Consider the following 25,448-nt stretch of genomic DNA (forward strand, 5'->3'; position numbering starts at 1 on the left):
CCCCCCGTCCGGCCGGACGAGGGGCAGCAGTCGTGCGCGTCGACTCCCTGGAAGTGATCACTGATGCTCACCGGACTCTTCTCCGCCGCCCTGGCCGACCCGGGGCTGGCCCGCGCTCGTGACCTGGCGCGCTCCGGTGCCGCCCAGGTCGACGGGCTGGACCTGACCGCCCCGGCCGCGCTGCGCCCGTTCGCCGTGGCCGCCGTCGCCGCCGACGAGCCGATCGGTGGGGCCGGCCGGCCGGTGCTGGCGGTGACCGCCACCAGCCGGGAGGCCGACGACCTGGCCACCGCGCTGGGCAGCCTGCTCCCGGCCGGGCAGGTGGCGGTCTTCCCGTCCTGGGAGACGCTGCCGCACGAGCGGCTCTCGCCCCGCTCCGACACCGTCGGCCGGCGGCTGGCCGTGCTGCGTCGCCTCGCCCACCCGGACGACGCCGACGCGCAGGGGGTGACCGGGCCGTTGCGGGTGGTGGTGGCGCCGGTCCGGTCGCTGCTGCAACCGCAGCTCAAGGGCCTCGGCGACCTGGAGCCGGTGCAGCTCGCCGCCGGCGAGGAGGCCGACCTGGAGGAGGTCGCCCGTCGGCTCACCGACCTGGCGTACGCCCGGGTCGACCTGGTCACCAAGCGCGGCGAGTTCGCGGTACGCGGTGGCATCCTCGACGTCTTCCCGCCCACCGACGAGCACCCGTCCCGGGTCGAGTTCTGGGGCGACGAGGTCGAGGAGATCCGCACCTTCGCCGTCGCCGACCAGCGCACCATCGAAGGCGTACCGCAGCTGTGGGCGTCGCCGTGCCGGGAACTGCTGCTGACCCCGGCCGTGCGCCGGCGGGCCGCCGCGCTCGCCGGGGAGCACCCGGAGCTGGCCGAGATCCTCGACAAGCTGGCCGAGGGCATCCCGGTCGAGGGGATGGAGTCGCTGGTGCCGGCGCTGCTCGGCAGCGAGAGCCTGGAGCTGCTGGTCGACACCATGCCGGCCGGCACCCACGTGCTGCTCTGCGACCCGGAGCGGATCCGCACCCGGGCGCACGACCTGGTCCGTACCTCGGAGGAGTTTCTCCAGGCCAGCTGGGCCGCAGCCGCCGTCGGCGGTCAGGCCCCGGTCGACCTCGGCGCCGCCGCCTTCAAGTCCCTGGCCGAGGTACGCGCCACCGCCCGCGCCCTGCGTCAACCCTGGTGGACCCTCGCCCCGTTCGGGCTCGGCGAGGCGGACGCCGCCACCCCTGCCCGGCAGCCCTGGGAGGACGCGCCGGCCGAGGTCGACGTGACCCCCGACGACGCGATCGCGGTGAGCCTGGCCGCCCAGCCCGCCCCGCTCTACCACGGTGAGACCGGCCGGGTGGTCGACGACATCACGCGCTGGACCGGCGAGGGCTGGTCGGTGGCGCTGGTCTTCGAGGGGCACGGTCCCGCCCAGCGGGCCGTCGAGGTGCTCCGCGACGCGGGCCTGGGGGCCCGGCTCACCGAGCAGGTGCCGGTCGCGCCGGCCCCCGGCGAGGTGCTGGTCGCCTGCGGCTGCCTGACCGCCGGCTTCGTCGACGAGACGTCGAAGTTCGTGCTGCTCACCGGCAACGACGTCAGCGGTGGCCGGGGAACCTCCACCCGGGACATGCGCAAGATGCCGAGCCGGCGGCGCAACACCATCGACCCGCTGGAGCTGAAGGCCGGCGACTTCGTCGTGCACGAGCAGCACGGCATCGGCCGGTACGTCGAGCTGGTGCAACGCACCGTCAACGGCGCGTCCCGGGAGTACCTGGTCATCGAGTACGCGGCCAGCAAGCGCGGTCAGCCCGGCGACCGGTTGTTCGTCCCCACCGACCAACTCGACCAGCTCTCCCGCTACGTCGGTGGTGAGCAGCCCACCCTGCACAAGATGGGCGGCTCGGACTGGCAGAAGTCCAAGGCCCGCGCCCGCAAGGCGGTCCGCGAGATCGCCGCCCAGCTGATCCAGCTCTACGCGGCCCGCAAGGCGTCCAAGGGGCACGCGTTCGCCCCGGACTCCCCGTGGCAGCGGGAGCTGGAGGACGCCTTCCCGTGGCAGGAGACGCCCGACCAGTTGGCCGCCATCGAGGAGGTCAAGCGGGACATGGAACAGACCGTCCCGATGGACCGGCTGATCTGCGGCGACGTCGGGTACGGCAAGACCGAGATCGCGGTCCGCGCGGCGTTCAAGGCGGTGCAGGACGGCAAGCAGGTGGCGGTGCTGGTGCCGACGACGTTGCTGGTGCAGCAGCACTACAACACGTTCGCCGAGCGGATGAACCAGTTCCCGGTGACCATCCGGCAGCTCTCCCGTTTCCAGACCGCCAAGGAGAGCGAGCGGACGCTGGAGATGGTCGCCGACGGCACCGTCGACATCGTCATCGGCACCCACCGGCTGCTCCAGACGGCCACCCGGTTCAGGTCCCTCGGCATGGTCGTCATCGACGAGGAGCAGCGCTTCGGCGTCGAGCACAAGGAGCACCTGAAGACGCTGCGCGCCTCGGTCGACGTGCTGAGCATGTCGGCCACCCCGATCCCGAGGACGCTGGAGATGGCGATCACCGGCATCCGGGAGATGTCGACCATCGCCACCCCGCCCGAGGAGCGGCACCCGGTGCTGACCTTCGTCGGGTCGTACGACGACCGGCAGGTGGCCGCGTCCATCCACCGTGAGCTGCTCCGCGACGGGCAGGTCTTCTATCTGCACAACCGGGTCGAGTCGATCGACCGGACGGCGCGGAAGCTGCGCGAGCTGGTGCCCGAGGCGCGGGTGGCGGTGGCGCACGGGCAGATGGGCGAGGAGGCGCTGGAGAAGGTGATGGTCGGCTTCTGGGAGAAGGAGTTCGACGTCCTGGTCTGCACCACCATCGTGGAGTCCGGCATCGACATCCCGAACGCCAACACCCTGATCGTGGAGCGGGCCGACCTGCTCGGCCTGGCCCAGCTGCACCAGATCCGGGGCCGGGTCGGCCGGGGCCGCGAGCGGGCGTACGCGTACTTCCTCTATCCGCCGGAGAAACCGCTCACCGAGCACGCGCACGAGCGGCTGGCCACCATCGCCCAGCACACCGAGTTGGGCGCGGGCATGTACGTGGCGATGAAGGACCTGGAGATCCGGGGCGCCGGCAACCTGCTCGGCGGTGAGCAGTCCGGTCACATCGAGGGCGTCGGCTTCGACCTGTACGTCCGGATGGTCGGCGAGGCGGTGTCGGCGTTCAAGGGCGAGAGCACCGAGGAGGAGACCGACGTCAAGATCGACCTCCCGATCGACGCGCACCTGCCGCACGACTACGTCGGGGTGGAACGGCTGCGGCTGGAGATGTACCGCAAGCTCGCCGAGGCACGCGACGACGTACGGCTGCGCGAGGTGGTGGCCGAGATGACCGACCGGTACGGCGAGCCGCCCGCCCCGGTGCAGAACCTGGTCGCGGTGGCCCGGTTCCGGCTGCTGGCCCGCCGGTACGGCCTCACCGACGTGAGCATGCAGGGCAAGCACCTGCGGTTCGGGCCGCTGCCGTTGCCCGACTCGAAGCAGTTGCGGCTCAAGCGCTACCACCCGGACTCGGTCTACAAGCAGGCCACCGACCAGGTCAGCGTGCCCCGGCCGAGCACCCGGCGGGTCGGTGGCGAGCCGCTGCGCGACCAGGCGCTGTTGGAGTGGTGCGCCCAACTGCTCTCCGACGTCCTCGGCGAGCCGGCCGCGTTGGCGGGGGCGCGGGCATGAGCGGTCCGTCGTGCGCGCGACGCCACCGCGTGCCGGGTGCCGGGTGGCGCGGGCACCGGGTGGGGCCGCAGCTCGCGGTGGGCGGCGTCACCGTACACGGGCAGGCATGAGAGAGTGACCGTCATGCGTGCACGCCGTCTCATCGCCGCCGCCAGCGTCGCGGCACTGGGTGTCCTCTCCCTCACCGCCTGCGGCAAGGCATCTCCGGATGTGGCCGCATACATCGGCGACAGTCGCTACTCGGTCGCCCGGGTGGACGCGATCTACACCGACGCGCAGACGAGGTACGCGGAGGCGGTGCGGCAGGGCGCGGCCCAGTCCGGCCAGACCCCCGGCCCGGAGCAGCTGCGTGCCGGGGTGACCCGGCAGGACGTGGTGAACCTGCTGGTCAGCATCGACCTGGGCAAGCGGGTGGCGGCCGAGAAGAAGCTCCAGATCCCGGACCAGATCACCCCGGACCAGTTGGCCCCGCAGCTCCAGTTGCCGCCGCAGGCGGAGTTCGCGAAGCTCTGGGGCGAGTGGGCGGACCTGTTCGCCGTCCTCAGCCAGCAGTTGCCGCCGGCCGACCTGAGCGACGAGTCGGTGATGGCGGTCTACCACGCGATCGAGAAGACCGGTGGCATCGACAAGGGGCTGCCGGTGGCCCAGGTGCGGCAGCTCTTCGGCGACGGCAGTTTCGTCCGTAGCGCCTCCGCGTTGAGTGCCGCGCTGGGGGAGCAGGCCGACAAGGTCGACGTCGAGGTCAACCCCCGCTACCGGCCGCTCGGCGTCCCCGCCTGGGTCAACAAGGGCCAGGAGCTGGTCTTCTACGCGCTGCCGTACATCGACGCGACCGGTCCGGTGACCGACGTGTCGACCCCCGACCCGGTTGCCAGCCCGACCCCGGCGCAGGGGCCGGTGGCCTCCTGAGCACGTCCCACCGGATCGTCCTGCTGGTCACCTCGCCCCGGTTGCCGGCCGGTCTGCTGACCGCCGCCGCCTGGGACGTGCTGCGCTCCGCGCCGGTGCTGACCGGTACGGAGAGCGCCCAGGTCACGGCGGTGCGCGCGGCGGGCGTCGAGGTCACCGTCGTTTCCGGCGGGGCCACCGACGCGCTGCTGGCCGCCACGTCGGCACACGGTACGGCGGTCTGGCTGGCCGGCCCGACCGGCGACGAGACCCTGGCCCGGGAGTTGGGCCTGCGGCTGGCCCGCCAACCAGGGCTGGCCGAGATGGAGCTGATGTACGGCTCGTGGGACCCGCCGGGGGCCCGGCTGCTCGACGCGGTCGAGGTGATGGACCGGCTCGCCTCGCCGGGTGGTGACCCGTGGAAGCGGGCGCAGACCCATCGCAGCCTGGCCGGGTTCCTGATCGAGGAGTGCTACGAGGCGTACGACGCGATCAACGACGACGACACCGACGCGCTGCGCGAGGAGCTGGGCGACGTCCTGCTCCAGGTGCTGCTGCACGCCCGCCTCGCGGAGAACCTGCCCGAGGGTGAGCGGTGGAACGTCGACGACGTGGCCGGCACCCTGGTCGACAAGATGGTCCGCCGCAATCCACACGTCTTCGCCGGTGCCGAGGCGGGCTCCCTGGCGGAGATCGAGGCGAACTGGGAGCGGATCAAGCAGACCGAGAAGACCCGCACGTCGGTGCTCGACGGCATCGCCCTGAGCCAGCCCGCCCTGGCCCTGGCCGCCAAGATCCTGGACCGGGCCGGTCGGGCCGGTCTGACCGTCCCGCTGCCGTCCCCCGACGCCCAGCCCGACCCGGAGTCCCGCCTGGGCGCCACCCTCCTGGCCCTGGTCGCCCACTCCCGCCACACCAACCTCGACCCCGAGGCCGCCCTACGCAAAACCATCCTCTCCCTAACCCCCACCCTCACCCTCCCCCCACCCTCACCCCCGTCCGCTTGAGTTGATCAAGAGGTTCAGGTCAGGCCGGCGCGGTTTCCTGACGCAAACCTCTTGATCACCGGGGTCTGGGTGGAGGGCGCAGGAGGGGGAGAGACGGGTGGGTAGGGTCGGGGGGTGAGTTTTGTGCCGTTGGCGGAGCGGATCGTTGATGCCGTGCTGGAGAGCCGGCCGGGGTTGGCCACGTCGAGTGGCGACCATCGGTTCGACGACCGGTTGCCGGATCTCTCCGCCCCGGCGGTCGCGGCCGACCAGGGGATGCTGAAGGAGGCCGCCGACGCGCTCGCCGAGGTCGACGCCGACTCCCTCGACGTCGAGGAGCAGGTCGACCACGCGCTGCTCAGCGCCCTGGTCGACCGGGAACTGTTCGAGTTGAGCGAGATCCGGGCCTTCGAGTGGGACCCGTTGGTGCACAATCCGGGGCCGCTGCTGCACGCCCTGCTCGCCCGCCCGTACGCCCCGGTGGAGGATCGGCTGGCCCACCTGGTCGGGCGGCTGACGGCCGTACCCGATGCGCTGGCGACCGCGCGGGCGACGCTGCGCGACATGCCCCGGGTCCACGCCGAGACGGCGGTCGGGCAGTTCGTCGGCACCGCCACGCTGATCCGCGACGAGGTGCCGCTGCTGCTCGCCCAGGCGCCCGCGCTGGACGGCACGGTCGGGCCGGCGGCGACGGCGGCGATCGCCGCGCTGGACGAGTTCGTCGGCTGGCTGCGCGCCGGGCTGGCCACCGAGGCCGGGCCGGGACGCGACCCCCGGCTGGGCCGCCGCCGCTGGGAGGCCCGGCTCTGGCACACCCTCGACACCGAGCTGGGCGCGGCCGAGGTGCAGCGCCGCGCCTGGGCCAACCTGGACCGGGTCACCGCCGAGATCCGCGCGGCGGCCGTCGAGCTGGTCGGCGGCCCGGCCGACGACGAGACGGTACGCCGGGCGTTGGACCTGCTCGCCGCCGAGCACCCCGACGACCACTCCATCGTGGACCTCGCCTCGGTCACCCTCGACGAGGCCAGCGACTTCGTCCGCGCCCACGACCTGATCAGCCTGGTCGACGACCCGTGCGTGATCCAGGAGATGCCGGAGTTCGCCCGGGGGGTCGCGGTGGCGTACTGCGACTCGCCCGGCCCGCTGGAGCCGGCCGACCTGCCCACCTTCTACTGCATCGCGCCGACCCCGGCGGACTGGTCGGCGCACCGGGTCGAGTCGTTCTACCGGGAGTACAACGACCACATGATCCGCAACCTGACCGTGCACGAGGCGATGCCGGGGCACTTCCTCCAGCTCGCCCACGCCCGCCGGTACGCCGGCCCCACCCGGGTCCGGGCGTTGACCGAGTCGGGGGTGTTCATCGAGGGGTGGGCGGTCTACACCGAGGAGCTGATGGCCGGCCTCGGCTTCGGTGGCCTGCCGGTACGCCTCCAGCAGCTCAAGATGCAGCTCCGGATGACCATCAACGCGCTGCTCGACCAGTTGGTGCACTGCGACGGGATGGCCGAGACGGACGCGCTGGCGCTGATGACCGGGCGCGGCTTCCAGGAGGAGGGCGAGGCGGCCGGCAAGTGGCGGCGGGCGCTGCTCACCTCGACGCAGCTCTCCACGTACTTCGTCGGCTACAGCGAGATGGCCGACGTCGCCGCGTCCCGCCCGGCCGGGGTGTCGGTGCGGGACTGGCACGACGCGATGCTCGCCCACGACTGCCCACCCCCGCGCCACCTGCGCACCCTGCTCGGCATCTGACCCGGCCGGGCCCGGCTCAGCCGCGGGCGGCGACGGCGTCGATCAGCCAGCGGGAGATCGAGTACGCCGGCGGCAGCTCCGCCGGCAGCCCGTCCACCGGGAACCAGCGGGCCCGCACCAGCTCCCGCCCGTCCACCACCGGCTCGACGTCGGGGTCGGCGACGGTGGCGGTGAAGCCGGCGAGCAGCACCCCCGGCCCGGAGATCGCCCAGGGCTGGCTGCCGAAGTAGTCGACCGTGTCGAGGGCCACCGAAACCTCCTCGGTGACCTCCCGACGGACCGCCGTCTCCAGCGACTCGCCGGCCTCGACGAAGCCGGCGACCAGCGCCCACAGCTCGGTCGGCCCGGACGCGTGCCGGACCAGTAGCAGCTCGGTGGGGCCGCCGGACCGGCCGGGGCGGGTGATCGCGGCGAGCACCGCCGGGGAGAGCCGCAGCGGCACGTACAGGCCGCAGTCGGGGCAGCGCCGGGCCGTCTGGCCCGGCACGTCGGCCAGCGCCGCCCGGCAGGCCCCACACCAGCGGTGGGTACGCCGCCAGGTGACCACGGCCACCGCCCGCCCGGCGAGCGTGGCGACCGGCTCGGGCAGCTCGGCGGCGAGCGCCCGCCAACTCCGCCACCGACCGACCGCCCGCCGACTCCCGGTCGTCGCCCCGGCAGCGGTCGTCCGGCCCGGGGTGACGGCACGGCTCGGGTCGGCCGTCTCCGTCGCCCAGGCCGGCACCCCGTCGAGCGTGCCCAGCGGCACCCACCCGGTCTCGGCCGGCAGCTCGCCGACCCGGGGCAGGCCCCCGTCGGGGGTGGTCAGCAGCCGGGTGCCCGACACCACCAGGCCCAGATCGCCCGGCGCGGGCGACAGGTCGGCTGCGTGGTCGGTCGTGGACGTGGGGCGTTCGGGAGGTGGCACGGTCACGACGTCGCCGGCCGGCGGTCCGTCACGCCGGCACCGGCCGGCAGGTCGAACGCCGTCGACGTCACCGAGTCGGTGAACCGCTCCAGAGCCAGCTCGACCGGCTGGCCGTCGAGGACACCGGTGAAGCTGCCGAGCACACCGTCGGTGGTGACGCAGGCGTCGAAGTTCCCGGTGGAGCGCCGGACGGCGACGCAGGTGGCGTGGTGTCCGACGATCGTGGTGTCGGTCTGCTTGACCTGGGCCTGCGGGTCCAGGGCGGCCTCGGTGAGCAGCCGGATGACGGCGGGTGGGGTGACCAGCCCGGCCTTGCGGGCCTCGGCGAACAGCGGGACCGCCGCCTTGCCGGACATCAGCACCGGCGGCTCCACCGTGCAGGTGGTCCGCCCGGCGGTGGTCTCGCAGCGGGTGATGGCCTGTTCGGAGACGGTGATCTTGCCGGCGGCCCAGGTGTACGCGGAGCGGGCCGGCTTTTTCTCCTGGGCGATGGTGGTGGTCCGGCCGCCGGGGAGCCGGTATTCGGCCGTCCAGGTCTGGACCAGTGACTCGTCCAGCCGGGTGGCGAGATCGTTGATCAGATCGGACCGGCCGAGGGTGCGTCCGGTGTCGTCGAGGGTCTGACAGCCGGTCACGGTGAGCGACGCGATGACCGACACGGCGAGCACGCGGAGGGTGGTCGAGACGGCGGGCATGGCGACCAGCGTGGTCGATCGGGTCCACCCGGCGCAAACCGGTTGCCGGTTGAGGGGTGAGAATACGGGAATGTCCGTTACGGCGTGCTGAATAGGGGTGGGCTACGTGTGCCCGGACGCCGTGCGTCCGGGCGTCGCCCGATACGCTGCGTTCAACAACTGCCTCAGCCGCACCGTCGCGGCCCAACCCGAATTCGCACAACGAACGAGGAGCGACTCAGTGGCAACCATCGAGGGAATCGTCGCCCGGGAGATTCTCGACTCGCGGGGCAACCCGACGGTCGAGGTCGAGGTAGGGCTGGACGACGGCACGATCGCCCGCGCCGCCGTACCCTCCGGCGCCTCCACCGGCGCCTTCGAAGCAGTCGAGCTGCGCGACGGTGACAAGGGCCGCTACCTGGGCAAGGGCGTCGAGAACGCGGTCGCCAACATCGAGGACAAGATCGTCGACCAGTTGATCGGCTACGAGGCCAGCGAGCAGCGGCTGATCGACCAGAAGATGCTCGACCTCGACGGCTCCGACAACAAGGGCGAGCTGGGCGCGAACGCCATCCTCGGGGTCTCCCTGGCGGTGGCCAAGGCGGCGGCCGGCAGCGCCGAGCTGAGCCTGTTCCGCTACCTGGGTGGCCCGAACGCCCACCTGCTGCCGGTGCCGATGATGAACATCCTCAACGGTGGGGCGCACGCCGACTCCAACGTCGACGTCCAGGAGTTCATGATCGCCCCGATCGGGGCGCCCAGCTTCCGGGAGGCGCTGCGCTCCGGCGCCGAGGTCTACCACGCGCTGAAGTCGGTGCTGAAGAAGAAGGACCTCTCCACCGGCCTGGGTGACGAGGGTGGCTTCGCCCCCAACCTGCCCAGCAACGCCGCCGCGTTGGACCTGATCGCCGAGGCGGTCGAGAAGGCCGGCTACCGGCTGGGCACCGACATCGTCTTCGCCCTCGACGTGGCCGCCACCGAGTTCTTCGACAACGGCACCTACACCTTCGAGAGCGCCGCCAAGAGCGCCGAGGAGATGAGCAACTACTACACCAAGCTCATCGGCGACTACCCGATCGTCTCCATCGAGGACCCGCTGGCCGAGGACGACTGGAGCGGCTGGGCGACCCTCACCGCCGCCGTCGGCGACCGGATCCAGATCGTCGGCGACGACCTGTTCGTCACCAACCCGCAGCGCATCGCCCGGGGCATCGCCGAGAAGTCCGCCAACGCGGTGCTCGTCAAGGTCAACCAGATCGGCTCGCTGACCGAGACCCTGGACGCGGTGGACCTGGCCCACCGGGCCGGCTTCAAGTGCATGATGAGCCACCGCTCCGGCGAGACCGAGGACACCACCATCGCCGACCTGGCCGTCGCCACCGGCTGCGGCCAGATCAAGACCGGTGCCCCGGCCCGGTCCGACCGGGTCGCCAAGTACAACCAGCTCCTGCGGATCGAGGAGGAGCTGGCCGACGCGGCGCGGTACGCCGGTGCCGGCGCGTTCCCGCGTTACCGTTCGGCCTGACCCAGGCGAACCTCGGGGGAGGGGTGTGACGATGCAGCAGCGCCGCACACCGGGTGGTCAACGCCCGGCCCGCCGGCCGACCGGTCGGCCGGGCGGGGCCCGGGGCGCCCGGACACCGCTGCGCGACGGCGGGGTCCGTGCCGCCGAGACGCGGGCCACCACGGCCCGGTCGCGCAGCGCCGACGGTGTGCGTTCGGCGAACCGTCCGGCGGCGGCCCGCCGGACGGCGGCCGGCGGCACCATCCGGCGACTCACCGCACCCCACCCCCGCCGGTTCACCGGGCGGGCCACCGTGCTGTTCGCGGTGCTGCTCGCGCTCGCCCTGGCGTACACCTATCCGGTCCGGGTCTATCTGGACCAGCAGGTCGACATCGAGCGGATGGAGGCGTCGCAGGCCGCGCAGCGGCAGCGCATCTCCGACCTCTCCGCCGAGGCGGCGAAGTGGCAGGACAAGGAATACATCAAGATCCAGGCGCGGGAACGGTTCTACATGGTGGTGCCGGGGGAGACCCCGGTGATCGTGCTCAACGACGTGGACGGCGCGACCCGGGAAGCCAACGGCGGCCGGCCGCCGACCTCACCCAAGACCCCCGACCCCTGGTACGACACCCTGTGGTCGAGCGTCCAGGCGGCGAACGGCGACGCCCCGGACCAGTGAGCAGCACCCGCGTACCGAACGAGAGATGGGCACCGTGACTGTCCTACCACCGCAGGAGCCGGCGGCGGGCTCCGTACCCCCGCCGGAGCACCAGCCGGCCACCGAGGCCGACCTGGCCGCGGTGGCCGCACAGCTCGGACGCCCACCCCGGGGCACCCGGGCGGTGGCCCACCGCTGCCCGTGCGGTCTGCCCGACGTGGTGCAGACGACGCCCCGGCTGGCCGACGGCACCCCTTTCCCGACGCTGTTCTATCTGACCTGCCCCCGGGCGACGGCGGCGTGCAGCCGGCTGGAGTCGGCCGGGCTGATGAAGGAGATGGCCGGGCGGCTCGCCGAGGACCCGGAGTTGGCCCACCGCTACCGGGCCGCGCACGAGGACTACCTGGCCCGCCGGGCCGCGATCGGCGAGGTGCCGGAGATCGCCGGCATCTCCGCCGGTGGGATGCCCGGCCGGGTGAAGTGCCTGCACGTGCACCTGGGCCACGCGCTCGGTGCCGGGCCCGGCGTCAACCCGTTCGGCGACGAGACGCTCGCCCTGGTGGAGAAGTGGTGGACCGGCGGGCCGTGTGTGGACCTGCCGGCGGCGCAGTGACCGACGCGATCGTGGTTCGCCGGGCCCGCACCGGCGACGTACGCGGCATCCGCCGGCTGGTCGACACCTACACCGACGACCGTCGGCTGCTCAGCAAGGCCACCGTCACCCTCTATGAGGACGTGCAGGAGTTCCGGGTCGCGGTGGCCGGCGACGGCACGGTCGTCGGCTGCGGCGCGCTGCACGTGATGTGGGAGGACCTCGCCGAGATCCGTACCGTGGCGGTCGACCCGGCCTGCCGGGGGCGCAAACTCGGCCACCGGATCGTCACCGAGTTGATCGACGCCGCCCGGGAGTTGGGCATCGCCCGGATCTTCGTGCTCACCTTCGAGACGGCGTTCTTCGGCGCGTTCGGGTTCACCGAAATCGACGGTGCCCCGGTGCCGCAGCCCGTCTACGAGCAGCTGCTGCGCTCCTACGACGAGGGTGTCGCCGAGTTCCTCAACCTGGAACGGGTCAAGCCGAACACCCTGGGCAACACCCGGATGCTGCTGCGGCTCTAGCCCGGCGGGTGGGTCCGGGCCCGGTGCGGCGTCCGGCGTCCGGTACGGCGGACCGGGTGCGGTGCACGGTGGACCGCGGGGGCGACTTGACCCGGTCCGCCACCCTGGGCCGGTGACGATCGTGCGTCGTTTGGTTGCGGTGTTCGCCATTCTGGTCACCCTGTTCGCCCTGGTCGGCGTGGCCCGGCTGATCGCCCCGGCGACCGGTGGCGTCGCCGGCCAGCCGCCCGGGGTGGACCGGCAGCTCAGCTACCTGCGCGCCGAGTTGGACGCCGGTGCCGGCGAGGACGCCCAGGCGATGTTCCCGGAGGGCTGGTTCTTCGCCCACGCGCTGTACGGGCTGACCCGGGTGGAGACCGGCCTGCGGCAACCGGCCGAGGGTCGCGACGAGGCGCTGCGGGAGGCCCGGTGGGCGCTGGCCCGGCTGGAGTCGCCGGCCGGCACGGCCCCGTTCAGCCCCGACCTGACCCCGGCGTACGGCGTCTTCCACGCCGGTTGGACGAACTGGCTGCGCGGCGGGGTGCTCGCCCTGCAACCGGCGTCCGGGCGGGACCCGGCCGAGGTACGCCGGTTCACCGAGGCGTCGGCCGCCCTGGCCACCGCGTTCGACGCCTCGGCCACGCCGTACCTCGCCGCGTACCCGGGGCAGGCGTGGCCGGTCGACTCGACGGTCGCGGTGGCCTCGCTGCGGCTGCACGACACCCTGCTGCCGCCGCGGTTCGACCGGACCACCCGACGCTGGCTGGACGGGGTACGCCAGCGGCTCGATCCGCGTACCGGCCTGCTGCCGCACCGGGTCGACCCGGGCACCGGCGCGCCGGCCGAGGTGGCCCGGGGCACCTCGCAGAGCGTCATCCAGCGGTTCCTGCCGGAGATCGACCCGACCTTCGCCCGTGAGCAGTACCTGCGGTTCCGCACCGGGTTCGTGGTGTCGCCGCTGGGGCTCGGCCCGGCCGTCCGGGAGTACCCGCGCGGTCTGGACGGCCCAGGGGACGTCGACTCGGGGCCGCTGCCGCTCGGGGTGAGCTTCTCCGCCACCGTGGTGACCCTCGGCGCGGCCCAGGTGCAGGGCGACCGGGTGCTGGCCGGCGCGCTCGCCAACTACGGCGAGCTGGTCGGCTTTCCGCTGGACACCCCGCACACCCGGCGGTACGCCTTCGGCCTGCTCCCGATCGGCGACGCCTTCCTGGCCTGGTCGAAGACCGCCCGCCCGTGGGTCTCCGCACCCGCCGACCCGCCACCGGCGACGGTGGACCCGTGGTGGCGCACGCCGCTGGTGGTGCTGCTGGTGCTGGTCGCGGTGCTGGCCTGGGTGCCGTGGCTGCTGCTGCGGCGTCGGTCCCGGCGTCGGTGACCACCCCCGGGCCGGCCGGCGCTGCCGTGCGTGCGGTCGGGGCTGCGCGTGCGGTCGGCGCTGCGCGTGTGCGGTCGGCGGCTGCCGTAGGGTTGCTGGCGTGACGACGCGTGTGGCCGCCATCGACTGCGGGACCAACTCCATCCGCCTGCTGGTGGCCGACCTGCCCGACCCGTCGGCCGGGCCGCAGGCCCCACTGGTCGACCTGGCCCGCCGGATGGAGATCGTCCGGCTCGGTCAGGGCGTCGACCGGACCGGCCGGCTGGCCCCCGAGGCGATCGAGCGGACCCGGGTGGCACTGGCCGGTTACGCCGCCGAGATCGAGAAGCTGGGCGTCGACCGGGTCCGGATGTGCGCCACCTCGGCGTCCCGGGACGCCAGCAACGCGGCCGACTTCCGGGCCATGGTCACGCAGACCCTCGGCGTCGCGCCCGAGGTGGTCAGCGGCGACGAGGAGGCGCGGCTGTCGTTCACCGGCGCGGTCCGGGGACTGCCTGCCGACGCGGAGCCGCCGTACCTGGTGGTCGACATCGGCGGCGGCTCGACCGAGTTCGTGGTGGGCACCCGCGACGGCGGGGTCGAGGCGGCGATCTCGGTGGACATCGGCTGTGTCCGGATGACCGAGCGGCACCTGCACGGCGACCCGCCGACCGGCGACGAGGTCGCCGCCGCGCAGGCCGACATCGCGGCCGCCGTCGACCGGGCGCTCGCCGCCGTCCCCGGCCGCGAGGCCGCCACCCTGGTCGGCCTCGCCGGCTCGGTCACCACCGTCGTCGCCATCGCCCAGGATCTCCAGGAGTACGACCCGGAGCGCATCCACCACGCCCGGGTGCCGTACGAGCGGGTCGCCGGGGTGACCGCCGACCTGCTGGCGAAGACCGCCGCGCAGCGGCTGGCGATCCCGGTGATGCACCCGGGCCGGGCGGACGTGATCGGGGCGGGCGCGCTGGTGCTGCGGGTGATCATGGAGCGGGCCGGGATGTCCTCGGTGGTCGCCTCCGAACACGACATCCTCGACGGCATCGCCTGGAGCCTGCACCCCACCACAACCTGACCCCCTCCCATCGCCCCGCTGACCAAGAGACCTGCGTCAACAGCTCCCGGCCACCCACCGGGGTGGGGGCCTGTCGGTGGGTGGGTGGTGTGTTGTTGACGGTAGTGCGCATTGCGCAGTAGTGTGTGATGCGTGGACACCACACAACTACTCAAGGGTGTGCTTGATCTGGCCGTGCTGGCCGTGCTGCGGGATTCCGACGGGTACGGCTACGACATCCTGCGCCGGCTGCGCGAGGCCGGGTTGGAGGAGGTCGGGGACGCCTCGGTCTACGGCACCCTGCGTCGGCTCTTCGCCGCCGGACTGCTCACCACGTACGTGGTGCCCAGCGAGTCCGGCCCGCACCGCAAGTACTACGCGCTCAACGCCGCCGGTCGTGACCAGCTCACCCGCTCCGGCAAGACCTGGCGCGCATTCGCCACGACGATGGACCAGCTGCTCGACGATCGGGGGATGGCGGCATGACCGTCACTGGGCAGGAGATCACGGACTACGTCGAGCGGGTGCGGGCGGCCCTGGCCGACCTGCCACCGCAGGCCCGCGACGAGCTGACCGAGGATCTGCCGGAACACCTCACCGAGGTCGCCGCCGAGGCCGACGGCTCCCTGGTCGACCGGCTGGGCACCCCCGAGGCGTACGCGGCGGAGCTGCGCGCCGCCGCCGGGGCGGGTGATCCGGCGGCCGGTCGACGGGCCCTGGAACGGCGGATCGCCGCCGTGCTGGGGCGCACCCGGGCCAGGGTCGGTCGGGTCGACGCCCGGCTCGGCCCCTTGGTCGGCCACGCCACGGCGGGCGAGTTCCTGCGGCTGCTCCGTCCGGCCTGGTGGTTGGTTCGCGCCTACCTGGCCGCGATGCTGGTCACCGCGATCAGCACCAATGGTCCACTCGGCCTGTTGCCCCGGCTCGACGGCAACGAGTTCGTCGGGCTGCTGATGTTCGCCGGCCTGGTCGTCGGTTCCATCTGGTTGGGCCGGCGCACCCCCGAGCTGCGCACCTGGCGGCGCTGGGCGGTGCACGCCGGTGCCGTGGTGCTGGCCCTGTTCGCGGTCGGCGCGGTGGCGAACGTGGACGACCATGCCCGCTCCGGTTATGGCTACGGCTACGAGTCGATCTCCGTGCAGAACCCGTACGACCAGGTGCAGGACGTCTACGTCTATGACAGCGAAGGGCAGTTGGTGGAGAACGTCCGGCTCTTCGACCAGAACGGCACCCCGATCCGGTTGGGCTGGCCGGCCTGCGACGATCCTGCCCTGCCCGATGTCAATGCGGTGCAGCGCAGCTACCCGTACTGCCCGCAGCAGGCCCCGTTCCGGCCGCGCCCGCCGGCCGACCGCCCACTCCCGCCCGGGTCGATCGGCGCGACCGGCGATCCGAGCGGCTCGCCCGCACCGACCGCGCCCGGGGCCGTTCCGACGGCCACCGCCCCGGGCGCGCCCGTCCCCACCAAGACGGCCACGGCTGTCCCCAGCGGGACGACGTCGCCGCCGCCGGTCGCGCCGCCGCCGGTGTCCGGGCCGGGGGCCGTGCCCACCGCCACCGGCTGACCTGACGTTCCTGGGAAATGGCTGAACGGACGATGGGAACGGGGCAGCACGCGCTGATCTTCGTCGCTACGTTGTCGTCTGCTCATTCACCCCTCGGAAGGAAAACCCGTGTCAGAGCAGGTCGCACCGCCGCCCCCCGCGCCGCAGGCAGAGCAGGCCGGCCAGCCTGAGCCGGTCGCCCCCGCCGCCGCACCGGAGCAGCCGGAGAAGCCGAAAGGCGGCGGCGCTAAGAAGGCGCTCGGCATCATCGGCGCGATCGTCGCCTTTCTGGTGATCGCCGCGCTGAAGTTCGGTGCCGCCAGCGCCATCGGCAACTTCCTCAACCCCGACGAGACCGCCGAGGCCAAGGCGGGCGACTGCATCGCCGAGCTGCCCGAGGTGACCGGCACCGAGGAGCAGTCGGTCAGCGACGCCAAGGTGGTCAAGTGCACCTCGACCGAGGCCGTCTACAACGTGGTCGGCCGGGTGGAGGACCAGACCGAGGCGCAGGCCAAGACCGGCAAGGCGTGCGAGCAGTACATCAAGGAGGGTGACGACGGCTACGTCTTCTACAACATCGCCCCGGGCGGCAAGGGCTACCTGCTCTGCCTGACGAAGAAGGCCTGAGCAGCCGACCGGTAGACCCGACCGGGTGGTCGGGGGCAGGCAACCGCCGACGGCGGCGCGGAAGCTTCCGCGCCGCCGTCGGCGTGTCCCACACCACCGTCGGTGAACGCGAGGTATATGCCACTGTTCCGGCATCTTCCCGGCACGCGTACGGCGTGGCAGGCTACCGACACGTAGGAGCGCCCTGCGACCAGCCGATGATGACTGACCGACAGGAGGACGGGCCGATGGGCGAGATGGTGAGTTACCGTCGTAGCGCAGGGACCGGCGAGGGGTATCTCGCGATACCGTCCAGCGGAGCGGCCAGCCCGGCGGTCATCGTCATCCAGGACTGGTGGGGCCTCGTCCCGCACATCCGTTCGGTGGTGGACCGGTTCGCCGAGGCCGGCTTCGTCGCGCTGGCCCCCGACTTCCGGCACGGCCAGCCGGCCAGCAAGCCGAGCGAGCCCCGGCAGATGCTCAACAGCACCCAGATGGACGAGGCGGCGGCCGACATCGCCGTCGCGGCGGAATACCTGGCCGGCCGGGCCGAGGTGACCGGCAAGGTGGGTTGCGCCGGGTTCTGCGCCGGTGCCAGCCTGGCCCTCTGGGCGGCCACCCGCGCCGAGCGGATCGTGGCCACCGCCGCCTTCTATCCCCGGCTGCCGTGGGACGGGATGCCCACCGAGTGGGCCGACTACGCGGGCAAGTCGGCGGTCGTGCACTGCTCCGAGGCGGACGGGCTCGCCGCCGCCGACGGCGTACAGACCGTGCGTCGGGCCGTCGAGAACGCCGGTGGCACCTGCCAGACCTACGACTACCCGGGCACCGCGCACGCGTTCTTCAACGAGGACCGGCCGGAGAACTTCGACCAGCGGGCCGCCGCCACCGCCTGGGCCCGCACCCTGGAACTCTTCCGGGCGAAGCTTGGCTGAGTCCCGTACCCCCGCCGAGGTGGTCGCCCGCGCCGCGCGGGCGACCGACCTGGCCGACCTCGACGCGGCGATCGGCGACTGCTTCGCCTGCCCGCGCCTGGTCGACTGGCGGGAGGAGGTCGCCCGGACGAAACGGGCCGCCTTCCGCGACCAGGAGTACTGGGGCCGCCCGGTGCCCGGCTTCGGCGCCCCGGACAACCGCACCGGGCGCGGCGGCGCGGGCCCACCGATCACGGCCACGACCCTCGCGTCGGGCCCGACCCCGGCAGCAACGGCCGGTGGTCCGGCGGCCACGGGCGTCGTCGTCCGGGAACCGGTGCCGGTGACGGAGGCCCGGATCGGGATTCTCGGGCTGGCCCCGGCCGCGCACGGGGGCAACCGGACCGGCCGGGTCTTCACCGGGGACCGCTCCGGTGACGTGCTCTTCGCCGCCCTGCACCGCGCCGGGCTGGCCAACCAGCCGATCAGCGTCGCCGCCGACGACGGCCTCGCCCTCGCCCACACCCGGATCTTCGCCGCCGTACGCTGCGCGCCGCCGGACAACAAGCCCACGCCGGCCGAGCGGGACACCTGCGCCCCCTGGGTGCACCGGGAGGTGGCGCTGATCCGACCCACCCTGCGGGTGGTCGTCGCGCTGGGCGCGTTCGCCTGGGCGGCGTGGTGGCCGGTGCTGCGCCAGGTGTACGGCGTCAGGCCGCCCAGCCCGCGACCGGTCTTCGGCCATGGGGCACACTGGTCCGGGTCGGCCGCTCCCGATCTGCTCGGTTGCTACCACGTCAGCCAGCAGAACACCTTCACCGGGCGGTTGACCACACAGATGCTGGACGATGTGTTCGCCCGGGCGAAACAGCTCGCGGGGGTGGACTGAGCAGCGTGGGGTGGTGGTGATGGACCTCGGCGTACTGCGCAGATGGTGGCCCGTCGCCCTGGTGGCGCTGCTGCTGCTCGCCGCCGCGCTCGCCGCCGGGCACTCGTCGATCGGCGCCAGCCGCATCCCGCCGGCCGCCGACAACATCCCGTACGTGCCGGAATACCCGTCCGCCGAGCCGGCCGCGTCGATCCCGGTCGAACCGCGAACCGACGCCGAGCAGACCCGGGCGAGCGTTCCGCAGTGGATCGCCACGGCGGCGATCGGCCTGCTCGGGCTGGCGATCCTGGTCGCCGTGGGCTACCTGGCCTGGACATTGCTGCGCGGCGCGCTGCGCCGTACCACCCGGGCGGTACCCGCCGCGCGGGCCCGGCGTACCGCCGAGGGCACCGCCCGGGAGGTGGTGGCCGCGCTCGACGCCGGGCTGGAGGAGTTGGACGACGCCGACACCGACCCGCGTACCGCCGTCATCGCCTGCTGGGTGCGGCTGGAGGAGGCCGCGACCGAGGCCGGTGTGCCGAGGCGCACCGGGGACACCCCGACCGACCTGGTCACCCGGCTGCTGCGCGGCGACCCGGCCGCCGGGGTGCCCGCCATCGCCAGCGCCGACGTGCTGGACGGCTTCGCCCACGTCTACCGCGAGGCCCGCTACGCCACCCGCAGCGTCGACGCCCGGATGCGGGACCAGGCCCGGGGGGCGCTGCGCCGGTTGCGGGGCGAACTCACCGCGTTGGCCGACCCGCAGGTGCCGGCGTGACCGCCCGCCACACCGCACCCGGCGGGGGGTCGGGGTGAGCGAACCGACCGGTCTGGACGACCTGTTCTCCTTCGAGGAGGAGCCACCGGCCCGGCCGGGCCGGGCCCGGGGTGGCCGCCTCCGCTGGCTGTTCCGGCTGCTCCTGACCGCCGCCGGGGTGACCGCTGTGGTCCTGGTCGGCCTGCGCGCGGTCGGCCTGCAACTGTCGATCGGCATCGTGGTGGCCGGGGTGCTGGCGGTGCTCACCGTCCGCCGGGTCACCGCCGCGCTGGCCCCGCCGCCCCCGCCCCGCAGTGGCCCCCGGACCCCCGCCGGTGAGGAGCCGGGCGGCTACAACTGGGCGGCCCGGGACGCGCTGCGGGCCGCCATCAACGGCTGGGAACGCCCACTGGAGTGGTCCTCGGGCAACCAGGAGCGGTTCACCGGGCGGATCCTGCCCCGTCTCGGCGAACTGGCCGACGAGCGACTGCGCCAACGCCACGGCCTGACCCGGGAAGCCGACCCCACCCGGGCCCGGGCCCTGCTCGGGGACCCGCTGTGGAGTTTCCTCGAGACCCCCTCCCGCCGTCCCCCGTCGCCGCGCGACCTCGCGGCGATCGTCGCCGAACTGGAGAAGATCTGATGAACGACGTGGACCGCAGCATTCCCGCCACGGAGGTCGGCCACCTGGCCCGGGCGGTGCTGGACGCGGTCGGCACGGTCGTGGTCGGCAAGCGGGAGTCCCTGGAACTGGTCCTCGCCGGCATCCTGGCCGGCGGGCACGTGCTGCTGGAGGATCTGCCCGGGTTGGGCAAGACACTGACCGCGCGTTCCTTCGCCCAGGCCCTCGGGCTGGACTTCCGCCGGCTCCAGTTCACCCCCGACCTGCTGCCCGCCGACGTCACCGGCTCGTTCCTCTACGACCAGCGCAGCGGCGACTTCTCCTTCCGGGCCGGCCCGCTCTTCACCAACCTGCTGCTGGCCGACGAGATCAACCGGACGCCGCCGAAGACCCAGTCGGCGCTGCTGGAGGCGATGCAGGAGAAGCAGGTCTCCGTCGAGGGCGTCACCTACCGGCTGGACGAGCCGTTCCACGTCCTGGCCACCGCCAACCCGATCGAGTACGAGGGGACCTACCCGCTGCCCGAGGCGCAGCTGGACCGGTTCCTGCTGCGGGTGTCGTTCGGCTACCCGCAGCGCGACGAGGAGTGGGAGGTGCTGCGTCGGCGGATGGACCGCCGCCGCGAGGAGGCGCAGATCGAACCGGTGGTGGACGCCGGCACCCTGCGGGCCATGCAGGCCGCGTTGGAGGACGTGGTGGTGGAGGACTCCGTCGGCAAGTACATCGTGGACCTCACCGCGGCCACCCGGGAGCACCCGTCGGTGCTGGTCGGGGCGTCTCCCCGTGGCTCGCTGGCGCTGCTGCTGCTGGCCCGGGTCCGGGCCGTCTTCGCCGGCCGCGACTACGTGGTGCCGGAGGACGTCAAAGAGGTGGCGGCCCCCGCGCTGGCACACCGGATCACGCTGCGCCCGGAGATGTGGCTGCGCCGGGTCGACCCGGCGTTCGTGGTCGGCGAGGTGCTGGAGCAGACCCCGGCCCCGGCCAGCGGCGCGCTGCCCAGCTACGCGGCCGGCCGGTCCGGGCGCTGATCGTCGTGGCTGACCGTCAGGAGCCGACGGCGGGCTGGTCGCCCACCTGGGCGCTCGGCCGGGCGGTGCTGCTCACCGGGCTGCTGCTGATCGCCGCCGTCCTGCTCGGCCGGGTCGACCTGGTCGTGCTGGCCACCCCGTTCGCGCTCGGCACCGCGTACGCGTTGCGCCGCCGGCCCGTCGCCGCCCCCGAGTTGGAGATCACCGCCTCGGACGCCCAACTGGTCGAGGGCGGTGAACTGGCCGGCGCGGTGGCGGTGGGCAATCCGGACATCGTGCCGTACGACGTGGTGGTGGTCCGGACCCGCGTCTCGCCGTGGCTGTCGGTGCGGCGGGCCGGCTTCGGCGGCATCGGGCGGGATGTCAGCCGCTCCGGCGGTGTGGACCGGCCCTTCGTGACCACGCTGTCCACCGGCACCGCCGTCGACCTGGAACTGTCCGGCACCGCGCTGCGCTGGGGCCGGCACCCGATCGGGCCGGCCGGCGCCCGGGCCGCCGCCGCCGACGGGCTGCTGGTCTCCCGGGCGGTGCTCACCGAACCGGTGCGGATGCGGGTGTACCCGAAGACCGAGCCGTTCGAGGCGGTGGAGGCGATGCCCCGGGCCGCCGGGCTGGTCGGCGCGCACCACTCGCGGCGGCCGGGGGAGGGCGGTGAGCTGGCCGGGGTCCGGGTCTTCGGGCCGGGGGACCGGCTGCGCCGCATCGACTGGCGGGTGTCGCTGCGGACCCGGCAACTGCACGTGGCGTCGACCCTGTCCGACCGGGACGCCGAGGTGGTCGTCCTGCTCGACGTGCTGGCCGAGGCGGGCCGCTCCGGCGGGGTGGCCGGCGCGGCGTCCGTGCTGGACACCACCGTCCGGGCCGCTGCCGCGATCGCCGAACACTACCTGCACCGGGGCGACCGGGTGGCGTTGCTGGAATACGGCCCGGCAGCCCGCCGACTGCGCCCGGCCACCGGCCGCCGGCAGTACCTGACCGTCCTGGAGTGGCTGCTCGACGTGCACGCCGAGTCCTCCCCGCACGAGCCGTACGACCAGGTCTTCGGGCCGCAGGTGCTCTCCGCCGACGCGCTGGTGGTGGTGCTCACCCCGCTGCTCGACGAGCGGTCCGCGCAGATGCTGGCCCGGCTGGCCCGGGGCGGACGGTTCGTGGTGGCGGTGGACACCCTGCCGACCGATCTCGCTCCGCCCGGCGACCGGGGTTGGGCGCCGGTGGCGTACCGGCTGTGGCGGCTGGACCGGGACACGATGATCGGTCAGCTCCGGGAGCACGGCGTGCCGGTGGTGGGCTGGGCCGGCGCGGGCAGCCTGGACCAGGTGCTGCGGGACGTCGCCCGGCTGGCCACCGCCCCCCGGGTGGGTGGCCGGTGAACGCGGTGGACACGACCCGGGAACGGGTGCGGGCGGCCCGTACGGCGGTGCGTCGGGTGGCGCCGCTGCCGATGCTGGTGCGCGGGGCCGTCTTCCTGGTCGTGCTGGCCGGCCTGCTGTTGGCGTACCCGGCGGAGTTGTTCCAGGCCCGGTCGTTGCTCGCGCTGACGGTGGTGGCGGTGCTGCCGGCGGCGGCCCCCCGCCGGGTCTGGCCGACCTTCGCCGCGCTGGTCACGGTGGCCGGCTGGGTGTTCGCCTCGGCGGGTTACGACCGGCCCATCGCGTTGTGGCGGTTGCTCGCCGTGGCGACCCTGCTCTATCTCGGGCACACCCTCTGCGCGCTGTCGGCCGTGCTGCCCTACGACGGGGCGATCGACCCGAATGTCGTGCTGCGCTGGCTCACCCGGGCCGGCGCGGTGGTGCTGGCCTCCGCGGTGCTCGGCGTGCTGCTGACCGGCGCGGGGCAACTCGGCCCGGCTGACGGTTTCCAGGCGGTCACGGTGGTGGGACTGCTGGTGGCGGTGGGTCTGAGCGGCCTGCTGGGCTGGTTGCTGCGCCGCAGATAGTGGGATTCGGCGGGTACGTAGCGCAGCTCACAGGTGTTGTGCTCCGTCACAGAAGGGGGTCTCGAGGGGTATTACCGCAGCCGCCCGGGGAAAGATGGATACGTGAATCCGAAGCGGATCCTTGTCGTGGGTGCCGGGCACGTGGGCCTGTACGCCGCTCTGCGCCTGTCCAAGAAGCTGAGCTCCCGTGAGGCCGAGGTCGTCGTCGTCGACCCGCAGCCGCACATGACGTACCAGCCGTTCCTGCCGGAGGCGGCGGCCGGCAACATCTCGCCCCGGCACTCCGTGGTGCCGTTGCGGCGCGAGTTGCGCAAGTGCAAGGTCGTCGCGGGCGCGGTGACCCGGATCGACCACAGCCGTAAGACCGCGGTGGTGCAGCCGATCTCCGGCCCGACCCGGGAGATCGGCTACGACCACGTGATCGTGGCCCCCGGCTCGGTGTCCCGCACCCTGCCGATCCCGGGCCTGCACGAGCACGGGATCGGGTTCAAGACCATCGGTGAGGCCATCTACCTGCGCAACCACGTGCTGGACCGGCTCGATGTGGCCGCCGCCACGCCCGACGCCGACGTCCGTCGGTCCGCGTTGACCTTCACCTTCGTCGGCGGTGGCTACGCCGGCATCGAGGCGTTGGCCGAGATGGAGGACATGGCCCGGGACGCGCTGCGCTACTACCCGGAGCTGGAGCCGGACGACATGCGCTGGGTGCTGGTCGAGGCGACCCAGCGGGTGCTGCCCGAGGTCGACCGGGACATGGGCGCCTACACGGTGCAGCAGCTGCTCAAGCGGAACATGGACATCCGGCTGGACACCCGGCTGGAGTCCTGCGTCGACGGTGTGGTGAAACTCTCCGACGGGGACAGCTTCCGCTCCGACACCATCGTCTGGACGGCCGGTGTCAAGCCGTCGCCGATGCTGGACCGGACGGACTTCCCCCGCGACGAGCGGCGGCGGGTCACCTGCCTGCCGACCCTCCAGGTCGTCGACGGCGACCGGGTGGTCGAGGGGGCGTGGAGCGCCGGTGACTGCGCCGCCGTGCCGGACCTGACCAAGGAACCGGGCAACTACTGCTCGCCGAGCGCCCAGCACGCGGTGCGGCAGGCCGCCCGGATGGCCGACAACATCGTGTTGGTGGTGCGGGGCCGGGAGCCGGTCGACTACAAGCACAAGCACGCCGGCAGCGTGGCCAGCCTCGGCCTGCACAAGGGCGTGGCCCAGGTGTACGGCATCAAGATGAAGGGCTGGCCGGCCTGGTTCATGCACCGCACGTACCACATGAGCCGGATTCCGTCGTTCAACCGCAAGGTCCGGGTCGTGGTCGACTGGTCGCTGGCCTTCTTCCTCAAGCGCGAGGTGGTCGCGCTCGGCCAGCTGCACGACCCGCGGGAGGAGTTCGCGGAGGCGTCGCAGCCGATTTCGATCACCAGCAGGGCGGCCTGACCGCTGATCCGACGCCGGACGCCCCTTCCCGCCTCGCGCGGGGAGGGGCGTCCGGCGTCGGCGGGGTACGCCGGGTCGACGCCGACCGGATACCGTGAGACTGCACCGCTGCGCATCGACGTGACGCGCTCCCGCCCGGGTGGTGGAACGGCAGACACGGCCGCCTTAAAAGCGGCTGCCGCAAGGCGTGCGGGTTCGAGACCCGCCCCGGGCACCACACTCTCAGCTTTCCCACAGCGTCCCGGTCGTCGCCTGTGACACCTGGCCGTTTACCCTGGGAGTGCACGTTTGCGTGCGACTGACCCCCTGAGGGAGGCCTGAGACAGTGAAGACCTCGAACCCGGTGCTCGCCCGGCTCGGCCAGGCGGCCGAGCGGGAGCGGTCCGCCGGGTACGCCCAGCCCGGGCCGTACGGTTACGGACAGCCCGGCGTTCCCCAGCAGTACCCGGGCCAGCCCGGTTCCCCGGTCGCCCCGACGGTGTCCGGCACGATGACCCTCGACGACGTCGTGGTCAAGACCGTCACGCTCCTGGCCATCCTCGGCGTCTCCGCCGCCGCGGCCTGGATCCTGGTGCCGGACTCGGTGCTCGGCGTCGCCTGGATCGGCGCGGCGATGGTCGGTCTGGCCCTCGGCCTGATCATCTCGTTCTCCCGGGTCGCCAACCCGGCGCTGGTGGTCGCGTACGCGATCGTCGAGGGCGCGTTCGTCGGCCTGGTCAGCAAGGTCTACGAGACGGCCTACCAGGGCATCGTGCTCCAGGCCGTGGTCGCCACCTTCGGCGTCTTCTTCGTGATGACCATCCTCTACAAGGCGCGCGTCATCCGGGCCACCCCCAAGTTCGTCAAGGGCATGATCGCCGTGATGGCGGGCCTGTTCGCCGTCATGCTGATCAACCTGGTGCTGGCTCTGTTCGGGGTCAACACCGGCCTGCGCGACGGCAGCCCGCTGGCCATCGGGTTCAGCCTGGTCTGCATCGTGGTCGCCTCGCTGAGCTTCGTGCTCAGCTTCAAGGAGGTCGAGGACGGCGTCCGGATGGGGCTGCCGGCCCGCTACTCCTGGACGGCCGCGTTCGGCATCGTGGTCAGCCTGGTCTGGCTCTACCTGGAGATGCTGCGCCTGATCAGCTACTTCCAGGGCGACGACTGACGGTTTCGCACC

Annotated in this window: 24 protein-coding genes and 1 tRNA gene; 23 read left to right on the forward strand and 2 right to left on the reverse strand. The window is 73.1% G+C overall.

Translation table 11 applies throughout. The annotated features are described in order from the left end of the window. Positions 1 to 63: 63 nt before the first annotated feature. The 4 genes from mfd to GA0070216_RS20045 all read left to right on the forward strand — a co-directional run bounded on the left by mfd (position 64) and on the right by GA0070216_RS20045 (position 7,328). A complete protein-coding gene (gene mfd, locus GA0070216_RS20030; RefSeq protein WP_091248169.1) occupies positions 64 to 3,702 on the forward strand; it encodes a transcription-repair coupling factor in 3,639 nt (1,212 codons plus the stop codon). 123 nt (positions 3,703 to 3,825) lie between these two features. After that, complete coding sequence (locus GA0070216_RS20035) at positions 3,826 to 4,611, forward strand: hypothetical protein (protein WP_091248589.1); 786 nt, start codon at positions 3,826 to 3,828, stop codon at positions 4,609 to 4,611. After that, positions 4,608 to 5,597 (forward strand): nucleoside triphosphate pyrophosphohydrolase, encoded by a 990-nt coding sequence (locus GA0070216_RS20040; RefSeq protein WP_091248172.1) that lies wholly within the window; start codon positions 4,608 to 4,610, stop codon positions 5,595 to 5,597. The genes GA0070216_RS20035 and GA0070216_RS20040 overlap by 4 nt, the downstream gene beginning before the upstream one ends. A 114-nt stretch (positions 5,598 to 5,711) precedes the next feature. Beyond that, positions 5,712 to 7,328, forward strand: a complete 1,617-nt coding sequence (locus tag GA0070216_RS20045) for a DUF885 domain-containing protein (RefSeq protein ID WP_091248175.1) — start codon at positions 5,712 to 5,714, stop codon at positions 7,326 to 7,328. A 16-nt stretch (positions 7,329 to 7,344) separates the two neighbouring features. Here GA0070216_RS20045 and GA0070216_RS20050 read toward each other — a convergent pair whose 3' ends face one another. Beyond that, complete coding sequence (locus GA0070216_RS20050; protein ID WP_245722603.1) at positions 7,345 to 8,241, reverse strand: NAD(+) diphosphatase; 897 nt, start codon at positions 8,239 to 8,241, stop codon at positions 7,345 to 7,347. After that, positions 8,238 to 8,930 carry a hypothetical protein gene (locus GA0070216_RS20055; protein ID WP_091248180.1) on the reverse strand — a complete coding sequence of 231 codons (693 nt, stop codon included), beginning with the start codon at positions 8,928 to 8,930 and terminating at the stop codon, positions 8,238 to 8,240. The genes GA0070216_RS20050 and GA0070216_RS20055 overlap by 4 nt, the downstream gene beginning before the upstream one ends. 220 nt (positions 8,931 to 9,150) lie before the next feature. Here GA0070216_RS20055 and eno point away from each other — a divergent pair, with 220 nt between their 5' ends. The 19 genes from eno to GA0070216_RS20155 all read left to right on the forward strand — a co-directional run bounded on the left by eno (position 9,151) and on the right by GA0070216_RS20155 (position 25,436). After that, a complete protein-coding gene (eno, locus tag GA0070216_RS20060; RefSeq protein ID WP_091248184.1) occupies positions 9,151 to 10,434 on the forward strand; it encodes a phosphopyruvate hydratase in 1,284 nt (427 codons plus the stop codon). 31 nt (positions 10,435 to 10,465) lie between these two features. Then, positions 10,466 to 11,092 (forward strand): septum formation initiator family protein, encoded by a 627-nt coding sequence (locus GA0070216_RS20065; RefSeq protein WP_091248598.1) that lies wholly within the window; start codon positions 10,466 to 10,468, stop codon positions 11,090 to 11,092. A 34-nt stretch (positions 11,093 to 11,126) separates the two neighbouring features. After that, on the forward strand, positions 11,127 to 11,684 hold the full coding sequence (locus GA0070216_RS20070) for a DUF501 domain-containing protein (RefSeq protein WP_091248595.1): 558 nt from the start codon (positions 11,127 to 11,129) through the stop codon (positions 11,682 to 11,684). Next, the gene (locus GA0070216_RS20075; RefSeq protein WP_091248186.1) at positions 11,681 to 12,187 is read left to right on the forward strand and encodes an amino-acid N-acetyltransferase; all 507 of its coding nucleotides are present in this window, start codon (positions 11,681 to 11,683) and stop codon (positions 12,185 to 12,187) included. Before GA0070216_RS20070 ends, GA0070216_RS20075 begins: the two co-directional genes overlap by 4 nt. A 112-nt stretch (positions 12,188 to 12,299) precedes the next feature. After that, a complete protein-coding gene (locus GA0070216_RS20080) occupies positions 12,300 to 13,541 on the forward strand; it encodes a hypothetical protein (RefSeq protein WP_091248189.1) in 1,242 nt (413 codons plus the stop codon). A gap of 112 nt (positions 13,542 to 13,653) precedes the next feature. Continuing rightward, positions 13,654 to 14,595 carry a Ppx/GppA phosphatase family protein gene (locus GA0070216_RS20085; RefSeq protein ID WP_091248193.1) on the forward strand — a complete coding sequence of 314 codons (942 nt, stop codon included), beginning with the start codon at positions 13,654 to 13,656 and terminating at the stop codon, positions 14,593 to 14,595. 132 nt (positions 14,596 to 14,727) lie between these two features. After that, on the forward strand, positions 14,728 to 15,060 hold the full coding sequence (locus GA0070216_RS20090; protein ID WP_067307540.1) for a PadR family transcriptional regulator: 333 nt from the start codon (positions 14,728 to 14,730) through the stop codon (positions 15,058 to 15,060). Further along, positions 15,057 to 16,139 carry an HAAS signaling domain-containing protein gene (locus tag GA0070216_RS20095; protein WP_176739056.1) on the forward strand — a complete coding sequence of 361 codons (1,083 nt, stop codon included), beginning with the start codon at positions 15,057 to 15,059 and terminating at the stop codon, positions 16,137 to 16,139. The genes GA0070216_RS20090 and GA0070216_RS20095 overlap by 4 nt, the downstream gene beginning before the upstream one ends. A 108-nt stretch (positions 16,140 to 16,247) precedes the next feature. Then, a complete protein-coding gene (locus tag GA0070216_RS20100) occupies positions 16,248 to 16,745 on the forward strand; it encodes an LppU/SCO3897 family protein (RefSeq protein ID WP_091248198.1) in 498 nt (165 codons plus the stop codon). A gap of 227 nt (positions 16,746 to 16,972) precedes the next feature. Continuing rightward, the gene (locus GA0070216_RS20105) at positions 16,973 to 17,659 is read left to right on the forward strand and encodes a dienelactone hydrolase family protein (protein WP_091248202.1); all 687 of its coding nucleotides are present in this window, start codon (positions 16,973 to 16,975) and stop codon (positions 17,657 to 17,659) included. Positions 17,660 to 17,678: 19 nt separating this feature from the next. Further along, positions 17,679 to 18,527, forward strand: a complete 849-nt coding sequence (locus GA0070216_RS20115) for a uracil-DNA glycosylase (protein ID WP_281190452.1) — start codon at positions 17,679 to 17,681, stop codon at positions 18,525 to 18,527. A 19-nt stretch (positions 18,528 to 18,546) separates the two neighbouring features. Further along, entirely contained in the window at positions 18,547 to 19,284 is a 738-nt protein-coding gene (locus GA0070216_RS20120) for a DUF4129 domain-containing protein (protein ID WP_091248601.1), read from the forward strand. A 34-nt stretch (positions 19,285 to 19,318) separates the two neighbouring features. Continuing rightward, complete coding sequence (locus GA0070216_RS20125) at positions 19,319 to 19,906, forward strand: hypothetical protein (protein WP_091248205.1); 588 nt, start codon at positions 19,319 to 19,321, stop codon at positions 19,904 to 19,906. Continuing rightward, entirely contained in the window at positions 19,906 to 20,913 is a 1,008-nt protein-coding gene (locus tag GA0070216_RS20130; RefSeq protein WP_091248209.1) for an AAA family ATPase, read from the forward strand. The genes GA0070216_RS20125 and GA0070216_RS20130 overlap by 1 nt, the downstream gene beginning before the upstream one ends. Next, entirely contained in the window at positions 20,913 to 22,283 is a 1,371-nt protein-coding gene (locus GA0070216_RS20135) for a DUF58 domain-containing protein (RefSeq protein ID WP_091248604.1), read from the forward strand. The genes GA0070216_RS20130 and GA0070216_RS20135 overlap by 1 nt, the downstream gene beginning before the upstream one ends. A 5-nt stretch (positions 22,284 to 22,288) precedes the next feature. Further along, positions 22,289 to 22,849, forward strand: coding sequence for a hypothetical protein (locus GA0070216_RS20140; RefSeq protein ID WP_091248606.1), 561 nt, complete (start codon positions 22,289 to 22,291; stop codon positions 22,847 to 22,849). A 102-nt stretch (positions 22,850 to 22,951) separates the two neighbouring features. Continuing rightward, complete coding sequence (locus tag GA0070216_RS20145) at positions 22,952 to 24,289, forward strand: NAD(P)/FAD-dependent oxidoreductase (RefSeq protein ID WP_091248212.1); 1,338 nt, start codon at positions 22,952 to 22,954, stop codon at positions 24,287 to 24,289. A 133-nt stretch (positions 24,290 to 24,422) separates the two neighbouring features. Then, positions 24,423 to 24,506, forward strand: a tRNA-Leu gene (locus tag GA0070216_RS20150). A 108-nt stretch (positions 24,507 to 24,614) separates the two neighbouring features. Next, complete coding sequence (locus tag GA0070216_RS20155; RefSeq protein ID WP_091248215.1) at positions 24,615 to 25,436, forward strand: Bax inhibitor-1/YccA family protein; 822 nt, start codon at positions 24,615 to 24,617, stop codon at positions 25,434 to 25,436. Positions 25,437 to 25,448 lie beyond the last annotated feature (12 nt).

The sequence above is a fragment of the Micromonospora matsumotoense genome, assembly GCF_900091525.1.
GTDB classification, from domain to species: Bacteria; Actinomycetota; Actinomycetes; order Mycobacteriales; family Micromonosporaceae; genus Micromonospora; species Micromonospora matsumotoensis.

Coding starts and splice junctions, on each gene's coding strand:
- mfd (WP_091248169.1), top strand. CDS start 64: ATGCTCACCGGACTCTTCTCCGCCGCCCTGGCCGACCCGGGGCTGGCC.
- GA0070216_RS20035 (WP_091248589.1), top strand. CDS start 3,826: ATGCGTGCACGCCGTCTCATCGCCGCCGCCAGCGTCGCGGCACTGGGT.
- GA0070216_RS20055 (WP_091248180.1), bottom strand. CDS start 8,930: ATGCCCGCCGTCTCGACCACCCTCCGCGTGCTCGCCGTGTCGGTCATC.
- GA0070216_RS20065 (WP_091248598.1), top strand. CDS start 10,466: ATGCAGCAGCGCCGCACACCGGGTGGTCAACGCCCGGCCCGCCGGCCG.
- GA0070216_RS20095 (WP_176739056.1), top strand. CDS start 15,057: ATGACCGTCACTGGGCAGGAGATCACGGACTACGTCGAGCGGGTGCGG.
- GA0070216_RS20105 (WP_091248202.1), top strand. CDS start 16,973: ATGGGCGAGATGGTGAGTTACCGTCGTAGCGCAGGGACCGGCGAGGGG.
- GA0070216_RS20120 (WP_091248601.1), top strand. CDS start 18,547: ATGGACCTCGGCGTACTGCGCAGATGGTGGCCCGTCGCCCTGGTGGCG.
- GA0070216_RS20130 (WP_091248209.1), top strand. CDS start 19,906: ATGAACGACGTGGACCGCAGCATTCCCGCCACGGAGGTCGGCCACCTG.